The following is a 21,949-nucleotide window of genomic DNA, read 5'->3' on the forward strand; positions in this document are numbered from 1 at the left end:
GGAGGACACATGAACGAATGGTTTAAAAAAACATTAACGCAAATCAAAACACTGTGGAGTAAGTGGACGCTTATCCAAAAAGGCATACTGGCAGTCGTAGTTGTTGCAGCGATTGTCATTATCGTCTTGCTTACTTCATGGTCGGCTAAGCCCTCTCTTGTGCCGCTCATCGATACCCCGGTAACGGATGCAACGGTCAGAGAACGTATCATTCTAAGGCTCAACGAAGAGAATGTGAAAGCAACCGTTTCACAATCCGGAGTTATTTCGGTGAATGACGAGCAAACCGCCCGCCGGATGCGCGCTATTCTCTTGCGTGAAGACCTTATTCCGCAGAATACCGACCCGTGGGCTATTTTCGACGTAGAACGCTGGACACGCACGGACTTTGAACGCAATATCGACGTACGGCGCGCTGTTATCGAAGAAGTCCGCAAGCACATTAAAGCATTGGACGATGTAGATGACGCAAGTGTCGTAGTCAATATGCCGAAAGATAAGTTTTTTCAATCAGAGCAAAATCCCGTAACGGCAAGTATTATACTCTATCCGAAACCGGGCAGCGACATCAGTACAAACCGAAAAAAAATTGAAGGTATCCAAAAGGTCTTAAAATATGCCGTTGAAGGTTTGACCGATGACAATATCACTATTGCCGATAACAGCGGCAATATTCTCAATGATTTTGCAGGGATGAAGGACTTTGACCGCCTCTCCATTATCGAAAAACAACAGAAGATTATTGCAAAACTGGAAACGCAGTATGAAATCAAAATTCTTAATATTCTGCAAAAGACCTACGGCACCGATCGTGTCCGGGAACTCAGTATTAAGATCGATATGGATATGTCGGAAAAGACAGCCGAAACGGTAGAATTCCTGCCCTTCCAGCTGAGACCGGACAATCCTGAAACCCCGTACGATGAATCCGAGGTACGAGCTTCGGTAACCCGCTCTTCGGAAACGGCAACGACCACCTATCAGGGAACAGGCTTTAATCCTGAAGGACCCGCCGGTGTGGAAGGACAAACAGCTCCTTCATATCGGGATACCAGCAATTTAACAGGATTGTCTACGCAGTCGATTGTAAGAACAAACGAAGAAATCGGCAGCCGGAGAACATCCGAGATTGTCAGCCCTGAAATGGGACGCCGTACCGTGTCGGTAAACATCGACGGGCAATGGCGCAAAAAGAAAGATGCAAACGGCAATCTCATCATTAAAGACGGACAGATTGAGCGTGAGTATATTCCGATTTCCGATGAAGAATTGCAGAAAGCCACACAGGCTGTGCAAGCCGCAATCGGATACAATGCACTGCGGAATGATTCGGTCAGCGTTCTTAACATCCAATTCGACCGCTTATCGGAATTCGAAAAAGAAGATGAAGCCTATTTCAGATCCGTGCAGCGGCGGTTGATATTACTGGTCAGTTTAGCAGGTTTGGCGGTTCTCTTACTCCTCTTTATCATCTACCGTATTGCCACCCGCGAATTCGAACGCAGAAAGCGGCTTAGAGAAGAAGAACTTTTGCGGCAGCATCAGCTTGAACGAGAAAAAGCGCTGTGGGAGGCTGAACAGGCCGGCATGGAAGTTTCAATGTCCGTAGAAGAGATGAAACGGCGAGAACTGTTAGAAAATGTGATAAACAATGCGCGTGAACATCCTGAAGATGTTGCATTGCTGCTGCGCACATGGTTGATGGAGGAATAGTATGGCAGTATCACCCGCAAAAGAAAAAGCGAATGCAGCAAACAGCAAAAAGCAGAAAGATATAAAATCGCTAAACGGGCGGCAAAAGGCGGCAATTTTCTTGGTTGCAGTCGGAGAGGAAATCTCCGCTAAAATCATGGAACAAATGCGCGAGGATGAAATCGAAAAACTCGTCTTCGAAATTGCCCGTACCGAAACGGTTGAATCCGAGCTGAAAGAAGCGGTATTACAAGAGTTCCAAGAACTCATGGCCGCCCAAAACTTTATTACGACTGGCGGTATCGACTATGCGCGCGGCTTATTAGAGAAATCTTTAGGCAGCCAAAAGGCGATTGAGGTTATCAACCGGCTCACCAGCTCGCTGCAAGTACGGCCATTCGACTTTATCCGGCGTACCGATCCGGCGCATCTTTTAAACTTTATTCAGCAGGAACACCCGCAAACCATTGCGCTCATCCTTGCATATCTGGAACCGCAGAAAGCGTCAGTCATTTTGCAGAACCTGCCCGATGAAATTCAGAGCGACGTAGCTCGCCGTATCGCAACGATGGATAGAACTTCGCCCGATGTTTTGCGCGAGGTTGAACGGGTACTCGAAAAGAAGCTTTCTACCCTCTCCAGCGAAGATTATACGGCAGCGGGCGGTGTCGAAAGCATCGTTGAAATACTCAACCTTGTAGACCGTTCTTCCGAAAAGTCGATTATCGAATCGCTTGAAGACCAAGACCCCGACCTTGCGGAAGAGATCAAGAAACGGATGTTCGTATTCGAAGACATTGTTATGCTCGACGACCGTTCTATTCAGAAGGTGCTGCGTGAAGTTAACAGTGAAGAGCTTGCAAAAGCGCTCAAGATTGTCGATACCGAAGTACAGGACAAGATATTCAGAAATATGTCCAAACGCGCGGCAAGCATGTTAAAAGAAGAAATGGAATACATGGGACCGACCCGTTTGAAGGACGTCGAAGAGGCACAGCAGAAGATTGTTTCGATTATCCGGCACTTGGAGGACAACGGCGATATCGTTATTGCACGTTCCGACGAAGACGAGATGATTGTCTAACCCGGGCAGCGTAGTCAAATCGGCAAAAGGAGATTCTGAAAGTGGCTAAAAATATTTTTCGTGATTTTGAAGTTAAAAAGCTCAACGGCGATATGGTGCTGGCATTAGCGAAAACCTTTGAACCGGAAACAACTACCGAAGTGGTAGAAGCAGTTCCGGTTCCTGAGGGGCCGACGCTTGAGGATCTCAAAAACGAAGCGGAAGAATTTAAGCGTCAATGGGAACTTGAAAAAGAACAGCTCATTGCCGACGCTCACCGCGAAGCCGATGAAATTATCGAAAACGCAAAGAAAACCGCTTTTGAAGAAGCAAAGCGGCAGATGGATGTGTCCCAAATCGATGCGCAAAAAGCCCGTGAACAAGCCCAAGAAATAGTCAGCGAGGCGGAGAAAAGAGCCGCAGACATTGTCGATAAGGCTGAACAAACCGAAGCGGCTACACAAAAGAAAGCTTTTACCGAAGGTTTCGATGCCGGACGGGAAGCGGGATTTAAAGAAGGAAAAGTCGAAGTAACCCGTTTGATAGAACGGCTCCATACGATGATCGAACGCACAATGGATAAACGCGAGGAGATTTTAGCCCAGACGGAACAGCAGATTGTCGACCTTGTACTGCTGATGACCCGCAAGATTGTAAAAGTAATCTCAGAAAATCAGCGGAATGTCGTAACATCGAATATTATCCATGCGCTGCGCAAGGTAAAGGGACGTGCCGATGTCATTATACGGGTAAACCTTGCCGATGTCGGTTTAACGAGCGAGCATACAAAAGACTTCTTGGCAGCGGTGGAAAATATCAAAAATATCACCGTTGTGGAGGACTTATCGGTCGATGCGGGCGGCTGTATCATCGAAACCGACTTCGGTTCGGTAGATGCACGTATCGCCTCTCAGCTGCATGAGCTTGAGCAACGCATCCTCGAAATATCTCCGATAAGGACACGAGCGGCTTCCTCCGACGGGTCTTCAAATCGAAAGTAGCCTATGACGTCGATTTTTGATAAATACCTTGACGCGGTTTCCGAAACGGAACCCATTAAACGTACCGGTGTCGTCAGCCGTGTACAAGGGCTTCTTATCGAAAGCCGCGGCCCGCAAGCCTCTGTCGGGGAATTATGCAGAATCAATCTAAAAGATAACACAGAAAGTATCATCGCCGAGGTTATCGGTTTAAACGGCTCAACCGTACAGCTGATGGCCTACGAAGATATACAGGGTGTAGAAATCGGCTGTGATGTTATTGCAAGCGGGATGATGCTTTCCGTACCGGTCGGGTCGGTGCTGCTCGGCCGCGTCGTCGATTCACTCGGAAGGGCGGCGGACGGCAAACAGGAACCCTACGCTCCCCTGCACTACCCCATCCTTGCTTCACCGCCTGATCCGCTGGAACGGCGTCCCATTAAAGAACGCATCGTAACGGGTATCCGCGCTATCGACGCACTCCTTGCCGTCGGCAGGGGGCAGCGTATCGGTATCTTTGCCGGTTCCGGTATCGGTAAATCGACTTTGATGGGCATGATTGCGCGGAATACGAGCGCCGACGTCAACGTCATTGCACTCATCGGCGAACGCGGCCGCGAGGTAAACGACTTCTTGGAACACGACCTCGGCCCGGAAGGTTTAAAACATTCGGTTGTGGTAACCGCTACATCGGATACTACCCCGCTCGCCCGTATCCGCGGCGCATATACGGCAACGGCAATCGCCGAGTATTTCCGCGACCAAGGAAAGGATGTAATGCTCCTTTTCGATTCGGTTACCCGCTTTGCCAAGGCTCAGCGCGAAATCAGCCTCGCTATCGGGGAACCGCCGGCAACCCGCGGCTACACTCCAAGTGTCTTTGAAACATTGCCTAAATTGCTTGAGCGGAGCGGAACATCCGCAAAAGGTTCGATTACCGGCTTTTATACCGTACTCGTTGACGGCGATGACATGGACGAACCGATTTCCGATGCGGTGCGCGGTATCTTGGACGGACATATTCTACTCAACCGGAAACTTGCCCAGCGCGGACACTACCCTGCCATCGATGTACTCGGCAGTATTTCCCGTTTGGCAAACCGCGTTTCAGGGGAATGCAGTAAAAAAGCAGCACAGTATATGCGTAAATTGATGGCAGTCTATGCCGATGCCGAAGATATGATTCAAGTCGGTGCATACCAAAAAGGCAACAATCCCGCCATCGACGAGGCGATCGCACACCATGATAAAATCGAAACTTTTTTACAGCAAGAGGTAAACGATCCTGCGCCGATTGAAAAAACGCTGGAACAACTCAGCGCCATTACCCACATCGACATACCGAATGAAGAAAGTTTCCAAGCGGGCGCAGGCGCAGCAAAAAAATACCTGATGCCGTCGGAAGCCGCCGATTTATACAAAGCAGAAATTGAAAAACCGGCAGCGGAGCATACGGAAGGCTAATTCCGTATGAAAAAATTTCAATTTACCCTGCAAAAGCTCTTGGATATCCGCGCCTTCCGCGAAAAAGAAGCGGAAACCAACCTCGGACGTGCCGTTGCCGCCCGCGAAGCGATTGTGTTGCGCCTTGCCGAAATTGCACGAGAAGAAGTAAAAACGCGCCGGTCGTTATGGAGCAGCCTTAAAACTCCTGGAGAGCTGTCTTTACACGAAAACTATTTAACACGCCTTCATACTGAACGCGAAAAGCAGGAAAAAGCACTCGTGGAAGCGGAGCTTGTCGTCGAAGAAATGCGGAAAATCTATATCAAAGCACATCAGGAACGGCTTATCGTATCAAAACTGCGGGAGCGAAAAGAAGCCGAATGGAAAGCTGAGGGGCTAAAACAGCAAGATGCAATTCTTGATGACATCGTCAACGCCCGTGAATATAGAAAAAGTCAGAATATACTTTAAATTGCTTCACTACATTGATTTTTTGTAGAAATCCACTATCGAACGGCCGTAAGCGCGCTGATCGACACGTGTTAACGACAGGATTTGGTCGGGCAGCTCTTTTTCTTTGGGACGATGTATCAGTGCAAGCCCTCCCGCGGCTAGAATCGGCTTTTCGGCGATTGTATGTAACAGATCATAATGAAACTGATACGGGAAAGGGGGATCAAGATAGATAATATCAAAGATATGTTTAGAGCGCTGAAGGTAAAGCTCCACCGGCATACATTTACACTCAAGTTTTTTATCTGCAAGCGCGGCATTCTTTAACAAAATGGGAAATTTATCCTTATCTTTTTCCACCAATACGACAGGATAGGCTCCCCGTGAATAGGCTTCCAGTCCGCACATACCCGATCCGGTAAAGAGGTCTAAAAAAGACTTGCCTTCCAAATCACCTAAAATCGCAAAAAGAGATTCCCTCATTCTATCCATTGCCGGCCGGATAATACCCTTAGGGCATTGAACTTGCCGGTTTTTTAGTGTTCCGCCTGTTATTCGCATATCGGTATATTTAAATACAAAGAAGCTGACTTAACTCGTTTTGAGAAACAATCTGATATGCATCTAGATTCTTATCGCTTTCTTGAATCCGTTTTTCTATTCGATCTTTTACATCGCTATGCAGCTTATAATAAGCACTTAGATCGGTGCCGGAAACAGGCAAAGTAATCTGTTTTTCGATCGTTTTAGCGGCGAATGCTTTTAAGAGTAATAAATAATCCGTTTCACACGAATAGAGACTCTGCATAATTGGGAGATATTCGGGTAAATGCGAAAGATTCTGTACTTCGCCAAATAAGGTTTGTAATGTATCTGATACAAAAGATATATCGGCAAGCATTTTATCTAAAAACATATTCTCTGACAGTTCAAGCGAAAGCCCTTCGGTGGTAATACTGACTATTTTTGCAAGTTGATAGAGATTATCATGAAATGCGGTATTTTTAAGCATAGAACTCCTCCCTTTCTACGTTTTGAGTATCGGCATTTTTTTAACAACAATGAGTTTTGCCTCAAGCAAGCAGGGCAACCGCATCAAAAATATTGTTAGCGGTTGCCTTCCTTCTGTACGAAATTTTAAACAAAATTTCGTACATTTTTCGGCAAATGGGTAAACGCATCAGGCAGAGTAGATAAAAATCGCGGAAAAATTGAGCCTGTGAGACCATTTGAACCGCGAAGAGGTTCAACTCTGGTCGAATAGTTTCAATTTTTCCGCGGGGATATTAAAAAAACGGTCTGATGCGTTTGCCCACCTCAAGCAGGCAATTAGCTTGTAATTTTTTATGCAATGTGGCAGTATGGTATATATGATTTTCAATGATAAACTCAAAATGGGAATAGACGTCGGCTCCACAACCGTAAAAACGGTCATTCTTGCAGCTGACGGTTCCATAGTATATAGCCGTTATGAACGGCATCGCGCAGATATTCGCAAAACGATTATCGTGGTGGTAACGGAAGCATTGGATGCTGCCGCAAAAATATACGGCGACCATGCTCAGCTGCAAGTGCAGGTAACCGGTTCCGGCGGTTTGGCTGTTTCAAAATGGCTCTCCGTACCGTTCGTTCAGGAGGTTGTCGCCGCGGCCGTCGCTGTGCAGGCAAAGATTCCGCAAACCGATGTCGCCATCGAGTTGGGCGGCGAAGATGCCAAAATTACCTACTTCGGCCATTCGGTTGAACAGCGTATGAACGGCACCTGCGCAGGCGGTACGGGCGCCTTTATCGACCAAATGGCGGCGCTTCTCGAAACCGATGCGACGGGGTTAAATGAACTTGCCAAAAATGCAACAACCATTTATCCCATTGCCGCCCGCTGCGGTGTCTTTGCAAAAACCGACGTTCAGCCGCTTATCAACGAAGGAGCACGGCGGGAAGATATTGCCGCAAGTATTTTTCAGGCGGTTGTCAGCCAAACGATTTCCGGTCTTGCGTGCGGAAAACCCATCCGCGGACGCTGTGCCTTCTTGGGCGGCCCCTTACACTTCCTTGACCAACTGCGGCAACGGTTTATCGAGACACTGAAGCTTGCGAACGACGAAATCATCGTGCCGGAAAACTCCGAACTCTTTGTCGCGCTCGGCGCAGCGCTCAGCGCCGGTTCCAATCAATCGCTGAGGGCATCGCCCCACAGGGCTGTCAACAACGGCTCCAAAACGGCGGAAATTTCCTGCACAGCGCCGACGCAGACCCAACTGTTACGCACGGGGTTTCGCGCTCAGCCTGCTGCAACCCCTGAAATCACCAATACAACGATGTTTATCAATCCCGCCGCGTTGACCGTAGAAGTACTGCGGGATAAGCTCGGCTCCCTCGCCGATGCGGAAATGCAGGAAGTCCAGCGGCTTCCGCCCCTCTTTGAAAATGATGCGGCGCTTGCAGAGTTCCGCGAACGGCACGGGCGAGAACGAGCGGAAACCGCCCCGCTTGAAGCAGCAACGGGACCCGTGTTCCTCGGTATGGATGCCGGCTCAACAACGACGAAGGCCGTGCTTATCGACCAAGAAGGACGAATCCTCTGGCAGTTCTACGAATCGAATGCAGGCAATCCCGTCAATCTTGCGGTAGCCATGCTGCAATCCCTCTATAAACAAATTCCGAGCGGAGCGCATATTGCCCGCTCTTTATCCACCGGCTACGGTGAAGGACTCTTCCAAGCAGCCTTCGGTGTAGATGCGGGAGAAGTTGAAACCATTGCGCACCATCGCGCAGCCGATTTTTTCCTGCCCGGCGTGGAATTTTTGCTCGACATCGGCGGACAGGATATGAAGTGCATCCGCATGAAAGATCGCTGCATCAGTTCCATCCAATTAAACGAAGCCTGTTCTTCGGGATGCGGCAGCTTTTTGGATAACTTTGCCCGTTCGCTCGGTATGGCGGTTACAGACTTTTCAACCCAAGCGCTCCTCGCACCGAAACCTATCGACCTCGGAAGCCGCTGTACGGTCTTTATGAACAGCCGCGTTAAACAGGCGCAAAAGGAAGGCGCGTCCGTCGGCGATATTTCGGCGGGACTTTCGTATTCGGTTATCAAAAATGCCCTTTTTAAGGTTATCAAACTGAGAAATACCGCCGCTATCGGTGAAAAGGTCATCGTTCAAGGAGGTACGTTCCACAACGATGCGGTATTACGCGCCTTCGAGCTGATTACCGGCAGAGAAGCGGTGCGCCCCGATATCAGCGGCTTGATGGGTGCATTCGGCGCCGCGCTCCTTGCCCGCGATCAATGGATTGAGCAAGGGGCAGACATACAGGTTAAGTCGGATATCTTACCGGCGGAAGGGCTTGATGCGTTAACCGTCAAGCTCGATCTTTCCCGCTGCGGTAAATGTGCCAACAACTGCCTTTTAACCGTCAACCGGTTCAATACACCCGCGGCAGGCACCCGTATTTTTATTACGGGAAACCGATGTGAACGCGGCGCCGAAATAGCGGAAACGGAAAATACTCAAGCAAAAGAATCGCTGCTAAAATCCGGTAAAAGGAAACAGGATAGCGGCATTCCCAATCTCTTCGAATGGAAATACAAACGCGTATTTTCATATAAGCCGCTGCCGGAAGCCGAAGCGGAACGCGGCACCATCGGTATTCCGCGGGTACTCAACCTCTACGAAAACTATCCGTTCTGGTTCACACTTTTTACCAAGCTGAAATTTTCGGTAAAATTGTCTCCGCGTTCATCCCGTACACTCTATGAACTGGGATTGGAATCCATCCCGTCGGAATCGGTATGTTATCCCGGCAAAATTTCCCACGGCCATATCGAAGCGCTTTTAAAAGCAGGCGTTACGACGATTTTCTATCCCTGTATCCCCTACGAATTGAAAGAAGACCCTAAGGCAAACAACCATTTCAACTGTCCCGTCGTAACGAGCTATCCCGAAGTGCTCAAAAACAACATCGATGCGTTACGGCAGGATGAACATATCCGGTTCCTAAACCCGTTCTTGCCGCTCTATAACGAAAAACGGCTCGGCGAGCGGCTCCATGAAGAACTCAATAAATACTGGGATATTCCGCTTGCCGAAATCCGTGCTGCTGTGCGGAAGGCGAAAGAGGAAGCGGAAGAGGTAAAAAAAGAGACCCAGTTCCAAGGAGAGGCGGCGCTCCGAAAAATAAAAGAACAGGGGCTTATCGGTATTGTACTTGCCGGGCGGCCGTATCATCTTGATCCGGAAATTAACCATGGAATTCCCGAACTGTTGACGGGCTTGGGACTCGCCGTATTAACCGAGGATTCCGTTGCGCATTTAGGTAAACTCCCCCGCCCGCTTCGGGTTGTAGACCAGTGGGTGTATCACAACCGCTTGTACCGCGCCGCCGAATTTACCGCACGGCAAGATAACCTTGCGTTTATTCAGCTTACCAGCTTCGGCTGCGGTTTGGATGCGGTTACTGCGGATCAAGTGCAGGAAATTACCGAAGCGCATGGGAAAATGTATACCTTGCTCAAAATCGACGAAGGTTCCAACCTCGGCGCAGTGCGCATCCGTATCCGCAGTCTCATGGCGGCTATCCGTGAACGCAGTAAAGGCGCTCCCGTCAAGGCGCAGGGATACCGCGGCTTTAAGCACGTAGAATTCACCGAAGAGATGAGCAAACGGTATACCGTCCTCGCTCCGCAGATGGCGCCCATTCACTTTGATTTGTTGGAAGCAGCCTTTCAACATTCGGGCTTTAATCTCGTCATATTGCCGGATACCGATCCTCAGGCAATCGACTGCGGATTACGATACGTCAATAATGATGCCTGCTATCCGGCGATCATCGTTGCGGGACAGATGATTTCGGCGCTGCAATCGGGTAAATACGATCTGAATGCGACGGCGCTCATCATCACGCAAACGGGAGGCGGATGCCGCGCAACAAACTACATCGGGTTTATCAGGCGGGCATTGGAAGATGCGGGCTTAGGATATATCCCCGTAATCGGATTAAGCGCGCAGCAGATTGAAAAGAATTCCGGCTTTAAGCCGACATTCGGTTTGGCAGACCGCGCGTTAAAAGCGCTCTGCCTCGGCGACTTACTGATGCGTGTACTCTACCGTACCCGCCCCTACGAGCAAGAAAAGGGCGCGGCAAATACGCTCTATCGGCACTACGCAGACAGGATAAAGACCGAATTGAAACACATGAGCGGGCGGGATTATCGTAAGGTTGTACGAGATATTGTACACGACTTTGATACGCTGCCGCTTATTCAAGAAGAAAAACCCCGAATCGGGGTAGTCGGCGAAATTTTGGTAAAATTTCATCCGACAGCCAACAACGATATTGTAGGCACCATTGAGCGGGAAGGCGCAGAATGTGTCATGCCCGACTTGATGGACTTCTTCTTCTACTCGCTATTCGACGGAGTTTATTACGAAACATCGCTGGAATCGAGCGCATTTAACCGATTTAAATATCACGTCGCAATCTGGTATATTGAACGGTACCGCAACGGGATGAAAAAACAGCTGAACAAAAGCCGCCGTTTTACCGCCCCCGAATCGATCTATAATTTAGCAAAGGGTGTCCACGGGGTTCTTGATTTAGGGAACGTCGCCGGTGAAGGATGGTTCCTTACCGCCGAAATGGTTGAACTTATCAAGTCAGGCGTTGTCAGCATCGCCTGCTTGCAGCCGTTTGCGTGCCTGCCTAACCATGTTACCGGCAAGGGTATGATAAAAGAGCTGCGTCGCCGGTATCCTGATGCGCAGATATCCGCAATCGACTTTGACCCGGGTGCAAGCGAGGTAAATCAACTCAATCGCCTCAAGCTCCTGTTGGCAAATGCACCGTATGGTGAACATCCTGACGGAATGAATCGGAAGAGGGCATAATAAGAACCATGATATACGCACCTATTGACGACACGGCGCTGCAACAGCACCTTGATAAACTTGAAAAAGATGAACTCCATATCTTTACTGCCGACGACGGCCTGTTCCGCGGAGGGCTTTTCCACGGCACGCGGTTCGTAAACCGAATACGTGCACAGCACCGGCTGGGAATCCTCGAAACCCTTGTGCTCGGACAGGCAGGCCTCTGTGCCGCACTGATGATTCAAACGATGAAAGGGCGCGAAACACTCCAGCTGCGCTATGAAACGGACGGCCCTGCAACCGGCTTTTCAGTAGAAGCAGACTCGCGAGGCTTTGTGCGCGGCTATCTTCTGCAAAATCCCATACCGATTGAAACTCCGCTTGAAAGCTGGGATCTCGCCCCCTTTTTAGGAAACGGCACACTTACCGTTACCCGCTTTCCGGAGGCAGATCATGCTGCCGGGCGGGAACCACATCGCGGTATTGTCGAAATTAAATACCGGAATATCGCAAAAGACCTTGCGTGGTATTTTCAGCAATCGGAACAGCTCTATACGGCCTTTAATACGAGTATCAGGTTTGACAGCATTGGCAGAGTAGTCGGCGCCGGAGGCTTTTTTATCCAACGGATGCCGACGGAAGGAGGAACTCGCCGCGGAAAACAGGCAAAAACGGAAGAAGAAATTGAAGATGCCGTTACCCGTATGGAACGGGCGTTTACCGCCTGTCCTCCGCTCGGCGATTGGTTCAGTGAAGGCGGGAACTGCGAAGATATCATTTTTGGCTTACTGAGAGAGTTCAATCCTCAAGCGGTTGCAGCACGGAACATAGCCTTCGATTGCCCATGTTCAAAAGAGTATTATCTGGAAGCATTGCAGAAGCTGTCGGAAGCTGAACGGAAAAACTTAAAAGAAACAGCAGACGATCCGCTTGAGATTGTCTGCCGGAATTGCTCCAGTGTCTACCATATTCCGCTTGCCGAACTATAAAATCAGCAAAGCGGAGGTATCTCGAAAGTAACTAATTTTCGGGATACCCCTGTTCTCTATTTTTTTGTGTAGTTTTTACTATCGATAAATTGACGCAAGATACTCAAACTTTCGATAACCGATGCAGAATAATCCAGCAATTTTGAATAAGAAGCTTCCAATTCGGTTCTCGATGATGTTTTAAGCTGACCGACAATAGCTTTCGTCTCATTATGGAGCTGCTCATGGTGTACCATAAGCTTTTTAAACTCGGGATGCTGCATTAAACCTTCATGCAGCGGAGCTTCTTTTTCAATCCATTGCCCTAAATCACATTTTTTATGGTCACCCAATTCTATTGTGTTTACATCAAGCCGCCCATCAATCAAGGCACGCACCTTAGTAACCCAACCGAGATGTTTCAATACAATGCGTGCAAATGGCATAGCATACTCATCCGCTACTGTCTTTCCGTTTACCAGATCAATACCTTTTTCGACTGCAGCATCGACCACAACGGTACTATCAATAATATTGTTCATATTAAACAGGGCGCTGCTCATTAAATTGCTTACTTCGTTTGCAGTTGTCTGCAAAGAGGTCAGCATATTGCCGCCTTTATCCGCCTGATCAGCTATTTTATTGATATATTCAATAGCGGTGTCCGCACGGTTATTCAAGTCTGCCGCAGATTCCGGCACCAACATAACAGCATCGCGTACCGATATGCTTGTTCCGGCAAGCATATTCATCTCAGAAGAAATTTCTACGAAAGAAGAGGCTGTTTCATTTACCGAATTACCGATAAGCGTCATCGCAGTACGCGTTTCGTCAGCGGTATCACGCGCAATCTGAAGCGCTTCAAGCATATTTTTAAGGGTTTTGGAAGCATCGGCAGCATTGAGCGCCGTCGCTTCAGAAAGTTTTCTAATTTCGCCCGCAACAACGGCAAATCCAAGCCCCGCCTTCCCCGCATGTGCCGACTCTATGGCAGCATTCATCGCAAGCAGGTTTGTCTGAGCACTGACATCATTTATCGAGCCGATAATATCTTTAACCGCATCAATGTTTTGATTAAGGCTGTCGATAACCGTAAATAAATCTTTTACCTTTAACGCCCCCTTTGCAACGGCATCCGTTAACTGAGAAGTAACCGAAATTCTATCGGTAACAATATTTGCAACACGATTTACCGAATCGGTTATTTGTTCTACCGACGAACTTGCTTTTCCGGCCGTATCCTCCAGTGCAGTAGTGCAGCTATGCACCTCTTGCAGCTGTTCCTGAACCGACATGATGGAATCCAGAATTGAATGGATACTATCGGTAAACGCCTCAAATTGATGTTCTTGCTTGAGGTTTTTAAAAAGAACCTGAGACGCACCGGTTATCCTGCTTCTGATATTAAGTGCAATATTTTCCGCAGCAGTCATCAATGCTTCTACTTCTTTTACCTCAAACACGATACCGTTTGTGATAGGCGCTATCTCATGCTTTTCCGCTTCCGAATCCTTTTTTGTAAATGAAAACATACTTTTTCCCCTTTGTTTACAGACACAAGGCTTTCCAAGCAGCCTCCGCGGCAGCTTGTTCCGCTTCCTTTTTGCTTTTCCCTAAAGCAGGTTCATATTCCTTCTCTTTAATGACAACTTTTACTTGAAAAACTCTGTCATGATCCGGCCCCGATGTCTCTACCAGCACATATTTAGGGATAATGCGATATTTTTTTTGCACATATTCTTGCAGCAAGGATTTATAATCCCGATATCGATGTTTATTTTGTTCGACCAACTGCATCTGCGGTTCAATAATTTTTAATACGAACTGTTGAGCAGCCTTGAATCCCGAATCTAAGTAGAGTGCACCGATAAGTGCCTCCACCGCATCGGCGAGCAGGGCTTTTTTCTTCCTACCGCCCGACACTTCTTCACCGTGCCCCAGCATTAGATATGTATCGATATTGAGATTCAGTGCAATGGGAAAAAGAGAGTCTTCGGAAACAACCGCAGCTTTAATTTTTGCAAGATCGCCTTCAGGTTTATCTGGATGAGCAAGATACAACTCTGTTGCAACAATCATACCAAGTACGGAATCACCCAAAAACTCAAGCCGCTCATTATTGATAGGAGAATCGCTGTGTTCATTAGAAAATGAACGATGACGAAAGGCTATATCCAATAAGCCAATATTTTTAAATTTACATCCTGCTTTTTTTTGAAAAGTAAGCAGTTCTTGCTTCCGATGTTTTTCTAAAACATGGATAAAAGGAAACAAGAACGACATCTTTTGCAATATTACTTCGACTGAGATTTAATGAAATCGTAAGCATCCCTAACGGTTTCGAATTCGCTTACTTTTCCATCAGGAATCTTGATTCCCATCTCTTCTTCGATTGCATACACCAGCTCATACGTATCAAGGCTATCTGCACCGAGATCTTGGCGGAATGAAGAATCGAGCGTAATTTTATCCGCATCAATTTCCAACTTGTCTGCAATCAACTTTTGAATTTGAACAAATAATTCGTCCATAAGAAAATCCTCTCTTAATTTAATGTATCCGGATCAACGACCTGATGTCCGCGGTAGAACCCGCATTTTGAACATACATGATGAGATAAAATTAAATTGCCGCAATTTGCACACTCCACAAGATGAGGTGCGTTTAACCGCATATTGATTCCTCGACGGCGGCGTGTGCGTGCTTTTGACGTTTTAGCTCTTGGCACTGCCATAAGGTAACCTCCCTATTCATAATTAAATCACAAAAAGATATTCCATATTATACGTGAACCTGAAAATAGTCAATATGAATCCTTGCATAAATACCGAATGGATTATATAATTTAAACTATCAGGAGCATCACAATACATTTCTTATGGAACATATTATTCAAGAAAACATCCTGCACATTATGGAACGGATTAAGGCTGCCTGTAAAAAAGCAGGGCGCGATCCTAAAGAAGTTCAGCTGTTGCTTGCAACTAAAACCGTCGAGCCGGAGCGGATTCTACAGGCTTTTGCCTGCGGTTGCACTTTAATCGGCGAAAACAAGGTACAGGAGCTGCGCGATAAATATGAGGCGCTTTCCGCAGTGCCGCATACGGCGCATTTTATCGGGCATCTGCAATCGAATAAGATTAAAGAGGTGATTCAGTATGCGCAATGTATCCAATCGATCGATAACCTCGATACGGCACAAAAACTGGAACAGCGGCTTGCGCAAGAAGACCGTAACCTCGACATCTTAGTGCAGGTAAACACCTCGGCAGAGGAAAGCAAATTCGGCTGTGCACCGGAAGAAGCGGAGACTTTGATAAAAGCCATCGCTACCCTGCCCCATATCACTATCCGCGGGTTTATGACTATCGGATTATTCTCTGGGGAAGAAGATAAGGTACGGGCGTGCTTCCGCTGCCTTAAACAGGTGCAAAAGCGCGTTGCAGCACTGGCGCTGCCGAATATTTCTACGGATATTCTTTCGATGGGGATGTCGGGCGACCTAGAAATCGCCATTGAAGAAGGTTCAACCATGTTGCGCATCGGTACGGCGATATTCGGCGAACGTCAGTACCCCGATACTTACTACTGGAATGAACAAAGTCCTTCATAATGATAACGGAATGATGAAAAAAAAGAGTTTACTTGTAGTTGTATTCTTACTATCCGCAGTAGCCGCTTTCGGTGAGGAGCTTACCTATGCGCGGCCGAAAACCAACGGCCTTGATATTGAGCTTTCTCAGGTACATTTGATTGCCGAAGCGTTCGATGAAGAACGCATCGCATATCGATTTGAACTTGCGGAAGGCAAAAAACTTTCCTGCATAGAAACGCAAAAAACACTGCGGATACGCCAAATGGCTCCTTCGCAGGGCACGCTGTATGTCTTTATACCGAAAAAGATGTTGCTTGAAAATTGCAGTATACGGGTAAACCGCGCGGATATCCGGCTCGAAGGTGTGCAGGCGGTACATATCCTTGCAATGCTGAATATGGGCTCGGTAACAACGTCCGAATGTGTCTTTAAAAATGCCGTAATCAATATTGCGCGGGGTTCGCTATCCTATGATAAAACGCAAATTGTAAAATCCTGTGCATTCACCGTAACCGATGCAACCGCTGCCATAGTCTTCCCTTCGGAAGAGGCTGAATATCATATCGATTACGTCCAAAACGGAGGGACGCTCACCATTGCCGGTAATGAGCTTACCAAAAGCCCGGGAGAATACGGCAGCGCGAAAGCAAAACGCCGCATCATCTTTTCGGGAGGAGCGGTAAAAACTTCGATCAACTTTACAAAAAAAGACACAAAAACGGCAGCTTCAAAACAAAATTCCGGAAACTGATATGCCTCGTACATAAAAAAAGGCTTCTTTTGAAAATCAAAAGAAGCCTTCATGCGGCGAACTGGACTTGAACCAGCACACCTCGCGGCATCAGCACCTCAAGCTGACGTGTCTACCAATTCCACCACCGCCGCATTTGTAACAGTGATGTACTATATCTAAGATTACAAATAAAGTCAAGACCTTTTGAAATATACGGTGCATCTGCGTTGTCGCTACGCCGAAATAAATGCTCGACGTACAAAAAGTACGCCTCTGCTTTATTTCGGCTAGGCTCCTAGCATCTACACCATCTATTTCAAAAGGCTAACGGAAAGCTATATACTTCGTACCACTACTATTGAAAATACTCAACGTATCAGAACGGACAGGGATGTCCGTGGTTCCAAGCAGCAGTAAGTTTTTCGTTAGAAAAACTTATCGTTGAGCAGTGTACAAGGAGGTACACTGCTCAACAGCGGCACGGATGTCGCTGATTCTCGTCAGTAGTGTGTTTGTCTGATTGCTAGAAAAAAATGTGCGGAATTCCACGCATTGCAAAATCACGGAGTTTTTGTTACAGTGAACGACGATGAAGCTCATACTGGCGCCGCTGGCAAATATCAGTCATTCGGGATTGAGGATGCTTATCCATACGTTCGGCGATCCTGACGAATATTTTACCGAGATGATTCATGCGCCGTCGCTGCTTGCGGGCGGGCGGTTTGAACAGTGGTATCTGCGGGCAAACCCCGTGCCGGAAAAGCTGGTGTGGCAGCTCACTTCGCCTAAGGCGGAAGCATTCGCACAAGCGGTACCGATCGTACTGCAGCACGGCGGCATCGGGATTGACTTGAATATGGGCTGTTCCGCTCCGCCGATTGTACGGACGGGGGCGGGCGTTGCTTGGATGCTCAAGCCGCTTAATACGACAGCCGAAGCGGTGCGCTCGGTTAAACAAACGCTTGAGGCATATTCTACGGAACAAGGCAAGCCGTTTAGACTGAGCGTAAAGCTGAGGCTCGGCGCTACTATCGATTATGCGTATCTTTTACGTTTTTGCACGATGCTGATTGATGAAGGTGTGCAGCTTATCACAATCCACCCGCGCCTTCAGCGGCAAAGCTATGCGCGGCCGGCTCTCCACGAATACACGGCAGCTCTTGCAAAGGATTTAGCTATTCCGGTATACGGCAACGGAGACATCAATTCGGCAGAGAAACTGCAAACCGCCGCCCAGCACTATCCTTGCGCGGGGTGGATGATCGGACGCGCAGCGGTACAAATGCCATGGATTTTTGAAGCAATACGTCGCAAACGTGCCGGCGATTCGAGTTCCGCACCGTACCGTATCGACCTTGAACAAACGGCGTTATCGTTTTTGCACTACCTCGAAACCGAACAGCCGCCTGAATTCTTCCTTACGCGGGCGCAGCGATTCTTTCAGTTTTATTGCGACAACTTTTCGTTTGCGCACTATTGCAGAACACAGGTGCTGCGGGCACAGAGCCGAGAAGAAATGGAGCACGCGCTGCATACCTACTTTGAACAGGCTCCTGAGGATAAAATGATTCAAATTTAAAGTTTTCGGTCTATTTTCCGATGCTTATTAAATGGAAGTATGTTATTATTAAAAGATAACAACCGGTTAAAATATTCGGGGAGGACATCATGCGCAATGCAATACGGCAAAAAGCCGTGGCGGTCTTTTTTTTCTTGTGTATACTGATCGCGGCGCAAGCGGCGGAACAAACTGCCATCGACACATACACCTACGGCGAACTTGTTGAAACGATTGCACGGACGGATGCGCCGCTTATCACCGGAAAATATATCATTTTTACGGCAGCAGGATCCGCACGTCATGTCGGGATCGCCTTTGAACATGAAAACTTTCAATCAATTCATTCTTTCCAGCGCTTATATCGAAGCGATGATAGCACCGAAACTAAAAAATCAATCCTCTTCTATATCATGCAGATACCTGAAGAAATGAGAGAGCTGCGCTATCGGCTGGTTATTAACGGTCTTTGGTCTACAGACCCGCTCAATCCCGATGAAATCTTCGACTACTCTGCCGGAATGTCTCTTTCGGTTTTAAAGATTCCATATCAAAAAGAATATAGAACCGCTGTTGAAAACAACGGCAGAACTCGTTTTGTCTATCAAGGAGAATCGGGAAAACGGATATACCTTGCAGGCACGTTCAATAATTGGGATCCCTTTATGTATACCTTGGAAGAAGTGATGCCGGGCAGATACGAATTATACCTTCCGCTGCCGAACGGCGTTTGGTATTACGCATACTTTAAAGACGGAAAGCAGATTCCCGATACGACAAACCGCGAACACGTCTACATGGCCGACGGGAGAACAGCTTCGGTTATTTCCGTTAAATAACGGCGTATTGCCTCCCCGCCTATGAAGACATTCCTGAAGCAATCGACGGAAGCGCGGCGTGAACTCATCCTGACCGCTAACCCTATTAAAACATTGCTTATTCTCTCTCTCCCATCACTGCTAATGAATACCGTGCAGGCGATGATGCCGTTTACCGATGGGCTTTTTATCAATAACCTCACCGGCTATGCAGTAACGGGGGCAGTAACCTTTTCTCAGCCGATTATTTCGATGGTATTGGGTTTATCGCAAGGGTTAAGCGTTGCCGCGATGGCAATTATCGGGCAGCTGAATGGGAAAGGTGCAATCGAAGAAGGGAAAAGGGTTGCAGCGCAGATATTTTTATTTGCGGTCATACTCGGTATCATCAGCGCGCCGCTTCTTCTGATCATCAGTGTGACGGTTTCAAACGGATTGAAGAGCGATATTGCGCCGTATGTCCGTCAGTACATCGCATGGTACAGCATCGTCTTACCGTTTAGCTTTTTGGAGTCCGTATACAACGGTATTAAAAACGCGAATGGAAAACCCGAAGCGGCTTTTACCCGAATGACCATCCTCTTTATCATGAAGGTTGTCGGAAATTTTCTCTTTCTCTACGTATTGCGGCTCGAAATTCTCGGCTGCGTACTCGCTTCGCTCTTGGCAAACGCAACAATCACAGTCTGGATGGTATACGAATTATTCATCCACAAAAGTCCGGACAAGCTCGATGTCAAAAACTTCAAGTTCGATTCAAAAATCATCAAAGAGGTTCTGAAAGTCGGTTTCCCAGCAATGTTCAACTATTCCTTTTTATACTTAGGCTTTTTCCTTATCAATAAAGAGATTGAAAAATACGGAGCTATTGTGGTCGCGGCACAGGGAATCGCGAGCAATATCAATGCGCTGTGCTTCAACCTCCCTGCGGCTTTTAGCGCGGCAATTACGACGATGGTCAGTATGCACATCGGTGCAGGATATCCGCAAAAGGCAAAACGGGATTGTCTCCTCGGCTGCATCACCAGCATCATTATCGCCGTTATAATGATTTCGATTATGATTCCGCTTTCACCTTATCTGACTGTCTTATTCAGGCGGGAGCCGGAAATTATCGGTATTGCAAACAATGCGCTCAACATCTATACCTATTCGATTATCGGCTTCGGTATTTGTATGACCATTCAAGGCGCGTTTATTGGACTCGGCAAAACGAAGATGCCGCTTGTGCTCGGTGTGCTCCGTATATGGCTGCTGCGTTACATCTTTGTATTGGCAACGGAACACATCCTGCAATACTACGCTATTTTTTGGGGAAATCTCTTTTCAAACATAACAACCGCGCTTATCGCAACCGTCCTCATTTTGCGGACAAAATGGGTGTCAGCACTCACCATCACCACTGAAGAAAAGGAGTAACCGCCATGCACGGTTCACTGGCACAGATACCGCAAGTCGAAAAATTGCTCTCACATCACGAGCTTTCGGGCTGCATCGAAAAACTCGGCAGACCGATTGTAGCCTCTATCGTATCGGAGTATATCAAGCAGATACGGGCTGAGGCTTTAAAAGGAGCCGCCGTTCCGTCTTTTGATGTGTGTATAGCGGACATCCGGCAGCGGTGCACGAAGCATATACGGAAGCGGATTTCGAAGATTATCAACGCGACGGGTATTATCCTGCACACCAACCTCGGACGAAGCCCGCTTCCGCACGGCATTTGGGATGCGGCAAAGGAAGCGGCCCAATCATACTCGGCTATCGAGATGGATTTGGAAGACGGCAAACGGGGACAGCGGTTTCCCTTTGCCGTCGAAGCGATGAGTACGCTTGTCCGTGCGGAAGCGGCGCTGATGCTGAACAACAATGCTGCCGCCGTGTTTCTGTTACTTAAAGCGCTTGCAAGCGGGAAAGAGGTTATCGTTGCGCGCGGCCAGCAGGTGCAAATAGGCGGCGGCTTCCGCATTCCCGACATTCTTCGAGAGGCAGGCTGCACGCTCGTAGAAGTCGGCACTACCAACATCACCACCCTTGAAGACATTACCGCCGCCGTTACCGAACAGACGGCAATGGTGCTATGGGTGCATACCTCAAACTATAAGATCCGCGGCTTTACGGAGCAGCCATCCCTGAGCACCATCCGCAAGGCCTTACCGCCTGAGATAATCCTTGCGGTAGATCAAGGGTCAGGCGCTATTGCGCTTACCATACAAGATGAGCCGACCGTACCGGCCTTATTAAAAGGAGGCGCCGACCTTGTTTGTTTTTCGGGGGATAAAGTATTCGGCGGCCCGCAGTGCGGATGGATTACCGGCAAAAAAGATTTAATCGCGCTCATTGCCCGCCATCCGCTGATGCGCACCTATCGGGTAGGCCGCGCCGTCGCCGCTCTAATGGAAGAGACCCTCGTGCACTACCTGAATAACGGAAAGAGCGCCGCGGCCGAAGCGTTGCTGCTTGACCCTGCCGCAATAAAAAAACGCAGCGAAAAACTTGTGAGAAAACTGCCGTCCGGAACCGCATGTGTTGTCCCCTACCCTTTCTCGCTCGGCGGCGGCAGCACCCCCGATGAAGCATTCCCGTCATGGGCAATTATGCTGCACACACATAAACCGGAAGCGGTAAAGACAGCACTGCGGTTTTGCAGCATTCCGATTATCGCTATTATTTCGGAGGACAGGCTGCTGTTACACCTTGCCGCCGTAAATCCTGCCGATGATACCTATATTATCAAAGAATTACAGGAAATCTCTAAAAAATTATAGAGGTGCGT

At 48.0% G+C, this 21,949-nt stretch carries 19 protein-coding genes and 1 tRNA gene; 13 read left to right on the top strand and 7 right to left on the bottom strand.

The genetic code is table 11. The annotated features are described in order from the left end of the window. Nucleotides 1-9: 9 nt before the first annotated feature. From fliF to fliJ, 5 genes are read left to right on the top strand one after another with little or no spacing between them, the layout of a single operon-like run. On the top strand, nucleotides 10-1,713 hold the full coding sequence (gene fliF, locus E4N66_RS08945; protein ID WP_253727743.1) for a flagellar basal-body MS-ring/collar protein FliF: 1,704 nt from the start codon (nucleotides 10-12) through the stop codon (nucleotides 1,711-1,713). 1 nt (nucleotide 1,714) lies between these two features. Further along, the gene (gene fliG, locus E4N66_RS08950) at nucleotides 1,715-2,776 is read left to right on the top strand and encodes a flagellar motor switch protein FliG (RefSeq protein ID WP_016524171.1); all 1,062 of its coding nucleotides are present in this window, start codon (nucleotides 1,715-1,717) and stop codon (nucleotides 2,774-2,776) included. A 41-nt stretch (nucleotides 2,777-2,817) separates the two neighbouring features. Next, a complete protein-coding gene (gene fliH / locus E4N66_RS08955) occupies nucleotides 2,818-3,756 on the top strand; it encodes a flagellar assembly protein FliH (protein ID WP_253727744.1) in 939 nt (312 codons plus the stop codon). A gap of 3 nt (nucleotides 3,757-3,759) precedes the next feature. Further along, on the top strand, nucleotides 3,760-5,199 hold the full coding sequence (fliI, locus tag E4N66_RS08960) for a flagellar protein export ATPase FliI (protein WP_253727745.1): 1,440 nt from the start codon (nucleotides 3,760-3,762) through the stop codon (nucleotides 5,197-5,199). A 6-nt stretch (nucleotides 5,200-5,205) separates the two neighbouring features. Then, nucleotides 5,206-5,652 carry a flagellar export protein FliJ gene (fliJ, locus tag E4N66_RS08965; protein ID WP_253727746.1) on the top strand — a complete coding sequence of 149 codons (447 nt, stop codon included), beginning with the start codon at nucleotides 5,206-5,208 and terminating at the stop codon, nucleotides 5,650-5,652. Between the two features lie 9 nt (nucleotides 5,653-5,661). Here the strand turns inward: fliJ and rsmD are convergent, their stop codons facing one another. Beyond that, nucleotides 5,662-6,195 carry a 16S rRNA (guanine(966)-N(2))-methyltransferase RsmD gene (gene rsmD / locus E4N66_RS08970; protein ID WP_253727748.1) on the bottom strand — a complete coding sequence of 178 codons (534 nt, stop codon included), beginning with the start codon at nucleotides 6,193-6,195 and terminating at the stop codon, nucleotides 5,662-5,664. Nucleotides 6,196-6,205: 10 nt separating this feature from the next. Further along, nucleotides 6,206-6,646 carry a hypothetical protein gene (locus tag E4N66_RS08975; protein WP_044013189.1) on the bottom strand — a complete coding sequence of 147 codons (441 nt, stop codon included), beginning with the start codon at nucleotides 6,644-6,646 and terminating at the stop codon, nucleotides 6,206-6,208. A gap of 358 nt (nucleotides 6,647-7,004) precedes the next feature. On the opposite strand from E4N66_RS08975, the gene E4N66_RS08980 reads away from it, so the two are divergent. Then, on the top strand, nucleotides 7,005-11,522 hold the full coding sequence (locus E4N66_RS08980; RefSeq protein WP_371922414.1) for a 2-hydroxyacyl-CoA dehydratase: 4,518 nt from the start codon (nucleotides 7,005-7,007) through the stop codon (nucleotides 11,520-11,522). A gap of 8 nt (nucleotides 11,523-11,530) precedes the next feature. Continuing rightward, complete coding sequence (locus tag E4N66_RS08985; protein ID WP_044013191.1) at nucleotides 11,531-12,493, top strand: Hsp33 family molecular chaperone HslO; 963 nt, start codon at nucleotides 11,531-11,533, stop codon at nucleotides 12,491-12,493. Between the two features lie 56 nt (nucleotides 12,494-12,549). On the opposite strand, the gene E4N66_RS08990 is transcribed toward E4N66_RS08985, so the two are convergent. Genes E4N66_RS08990 through rpmF form a run of 4 tightly spaced genes read right to left on the bottom strand, consistent with a single transcriptional unit; the run spans nucleotide 12,550 to nucleotide 15,206 of the window. Further along, complete coding sequence (locus E4N66_RS08990; RefSeq protein ID WP_253727750.1) at nucleotides 12,550-14,004, bottom strand: methyl-accepting chemotaxis protein; 1,455 nt, start codon at nucleotides 14,002-14,004, stop codon at nucleotides 12,550-12,552. 16 nt (nucleotides 14,005-14,020) lie between these two features. After that, nucleotides 14,021-14,755 (bottom strand): ribonuclease III, encoded by a 735-nt coding sequence (gene rnc / locus E4N66_RS08995; RefSeq protein WP_253729446.1) that lies wholly within the window; start codon nucleotides 14,753-14,755, stop codon nucleotides 14,021-14,023. Between the two features lie 11 nt (nucleotides 14,756-14,766). Then, nucleotides 14,767-15,003 (bottom strand): acyl carrier protein, encoded by a 237-nt coding sequence (acpP, locus tag E4N66_RS09000; protein ID WP_016522148.1) that lies wholly within the window; start codon nucleotides 15,001-15,003, stop codon nucleotides 14,767-14,769. A gap of 14 nt (nucleotides 15,004-15,017) precedes the next feature. After that, entirely contained in the window at nucleotides 15,018-15,206 is a 189-nt protein-coding gene (gene rpmF / locus E4N66_RS09005; RefSeq protein ID WP_016522149.1) for a 50S ribosomal protein L32, read from the bottom strand. A 144-nt stretch (nucleotides 15,207-15,350) separates the two neighbouring features. Here rpmF and E4N66_RS09010 point away from each other — a divergent pair, with 144 nt between their 5' ends. Both E4N66_RS09010 and E4N66_RS09015 read left to right on the top strand, forming a co-directional pair. Then, the gene (locus E4N66_RS09010; protein WP_253727751.1) at nucleotides 15,351-16,085 is read left to right on the top strand and encodes a YggS family pyridoxal phosphate-dependent enzyme; all 735 of its coding nucleotides are present in this window, start codon (nucleotides 15,351-15,353) and stop codon (nucleotides 16,083-16,085) included. Between the two features lie 10 nt (nucleotides 16,086-16,095). Next, complete coding sequence (locus tag E4N66_RS09015; RefSeq protein ID WP_253727752.1) at nucleotides 16,096-16,818, top strand: hypothetical protein; 723 nt, start codon at nucleotides 16,096-16,098, stop codon at nucleotides 16,816-16,818. 52 nt (nucleotides 16,819-16,870) lie between these two features. Here E4N66_RS09015 and E4N66_RS09020 read toward each other — a convergent pair. Beyond that, nucleotides 16,871-16,952: transfer RNA gene (locus tag E4N66_RS09020), tRNA-Leu, on the bottom strand. Nucleotides 16,953-17,389: 437 nt separating this feature from the next. Here E4N66_RS09020 and E4N66_RS09025 point away from each other — a divergent pair. The 4 genes from E4N66_RS09025 (at nucleotide 17,390) to selA (ending at nucleotide 21,941) form a co-directional block, all read left to right on the top strand. Further along, entirely contained in the window at nucleotides 17,390-18,379 is a 990-nt protein-coding gene (locus tag E4N66_RS09025; protein ID WP_253727754.1) for a tRNA dihydrouridine synthase, read from the top strand. Between the two features lie 89 nt (nucleotides 18,380-18,468). After that, nucleotides 18,469-19,197 (top strand): glycogen-binding domain-containing protein, encoded by a 729-nt coding sequence (locus E4N66_RS09030; RefSeq protein ID WP_044013207.1) that lies wholly within the window; start codon nucleotides 18,469-18,471, stop codon nucleotides 19,195-19,197. Nucleotides 19,198-19,218: 21 nt separating this feature from the next. Continuing rightward, a complete protein-coding gene (locus E4N66_RS09035; RefSeq protein WP_253727756.1) occupies nucleotides 19,219-20,595 on the top strand; it encodes an MATE family efflux transporter in 1,377 nt (458 codons plus the stop codon). 5 nt (nucleotides 20,596-20,600) lie between these two features. Further along, on the top strand, nucleotides 20,601-21,941 hold the full coding sequence (selA, locus tag E4N66_RS09040) for an L-seryl-tRNA(Sec) selenium transferase (protein ID WP_253727757.1): 1,341 nt from the start codon (nucleotides 20,601-20,603) through the stop codon (nucleotides 21,939-21,941). Nucleotides 21,942-21,949: the final 8 nt, after the last annotated feature.

This window comes from Treponema sp. OMZ 857, assembly GCF_024181085.1.
Classification (GTDB): Bacteria; Spirochaetota; Spirochaetia; order Treponematales; family Treponemataceae; genus Treponema.

Bases quoted from the DNA above. Each gene is read 5' to 3' on its own strand.
- E4N66_RS09030 (WP_044013207.1), top strand. From the start codon at position 18,469: ATGCGCAATGCAATACGGCAAAAAGCCGTGGCGGTCTTTTTTTTCTTG.
- E4N66_RS09025 (WP_253727754.1), top strand. From the start codon at position 17,390: ATGAAGCTCATACTGGCGCCGCTGGCAAATATCAGTCATTCGGGATTG.
- acpP (WP_016522148.1), bottom strand. From the start codon at position 15,003: ATGGACGAATTATTTGTTCAAATTCAAAAGTTGATTGCAGACAAGTTG.
- selA (WP_253727757.1), top strand. From the start codon at position 20,601: ATGCACGGTTCACTGGCACAGATACCGCAAGTCGAAAAATTGCTCTCA.
- fliF (WP_253727743.1), top strand. From the start codon at position 10: ATGAACGAATGGTTTAAAAAAACATTAACGCAAATCAAAACACTGTGG.
- rsmD (WP_253727748.1), bottom strand. From the start codon at position 6,195: ATGCGAATAACAGGCGGAACACTAAAAAACCGGCAAGTTCAATGCCCT.
- E4N66_RS09010 (WP_253727751.1), top strand. From the start codon at position 15,351: ATGGAACATATTATTCAAGAAAACATCCTGCACATTATGGAACGGATT.
- rpmF (WP_016522149.1), bottom strand. From the start codon at position 15,206: ATGGCAGTGCCAAGAGCTAAAACGTCAAAAGCACGCACACGCCGCCGT.
- rnc (WP_253729446.1), bottom strand. From the start codon at position 14,755: ATGTCGTTCTTGTTTCCTTTTATCCATGTTTTAGAAAAACATCGGAAG.
- E4N66_RS08990 (WP_253727750.1), bottom strand. From the start codon at position 14,004: ATGTTTTCATTTACAAAAAAGGATTCGGAAGCGGAAAAGCATGAGATA.
- fliJ (WP_253727746.1), top strand. From the start codon at position 5,206: ATGAAAAAATTTCAATTTACCCTGCAAAAGCTCTTGGATATCCGCGCC.
- E4N66_RS08985 (WP_044013191.1), top strand. From the start codon at position 11,531: ATGATATACGCACCTATTGACGACACGGCGCTGCAACAGCACCTTGAT.
- fliI (WP_253727745.1), top strand. From the start codon at position 3,760: ATGACGTCGATTTTTGATAAATACCTTGACGCGGTTTCCGAAACGGAA.
- E4N66_RS09035 (WP_253727756.1), top strand. From the start codon at position 19,219: ATGAAGACATTCCTGAAGCAATCGACGGAAGCGCGGCGTGAACTCATC.
- fliG (WP_016524171.1), top strand. From the start codon at position 1,715: ATGGCAGTATCACCCGCAAAAGAAAAAGCGAATGCAGCAAACAGCAAA.
- E4N66_RS09015 (WP_253727752.1), top strand. From the start codon at position 16,096: ATGATGAAAAAAAAGAGTTTACTTGTAGTTGTATTCTTACTATCCGCA.
- E4N66_RS08975 (WP_044013189.1), bottom strand. From the start codon at position 6,646: ATGCTTAAAAATACCGCATTTCATGATAATCTCTATCAACTTGCAAAA.
- E4N66_RS08980 (WP_371922414.1), top strand. From the start codon at position 7,005: ATGATTTTCAATGATAAACTCAAAATGGGAATAGACGTCGGCTCCACA.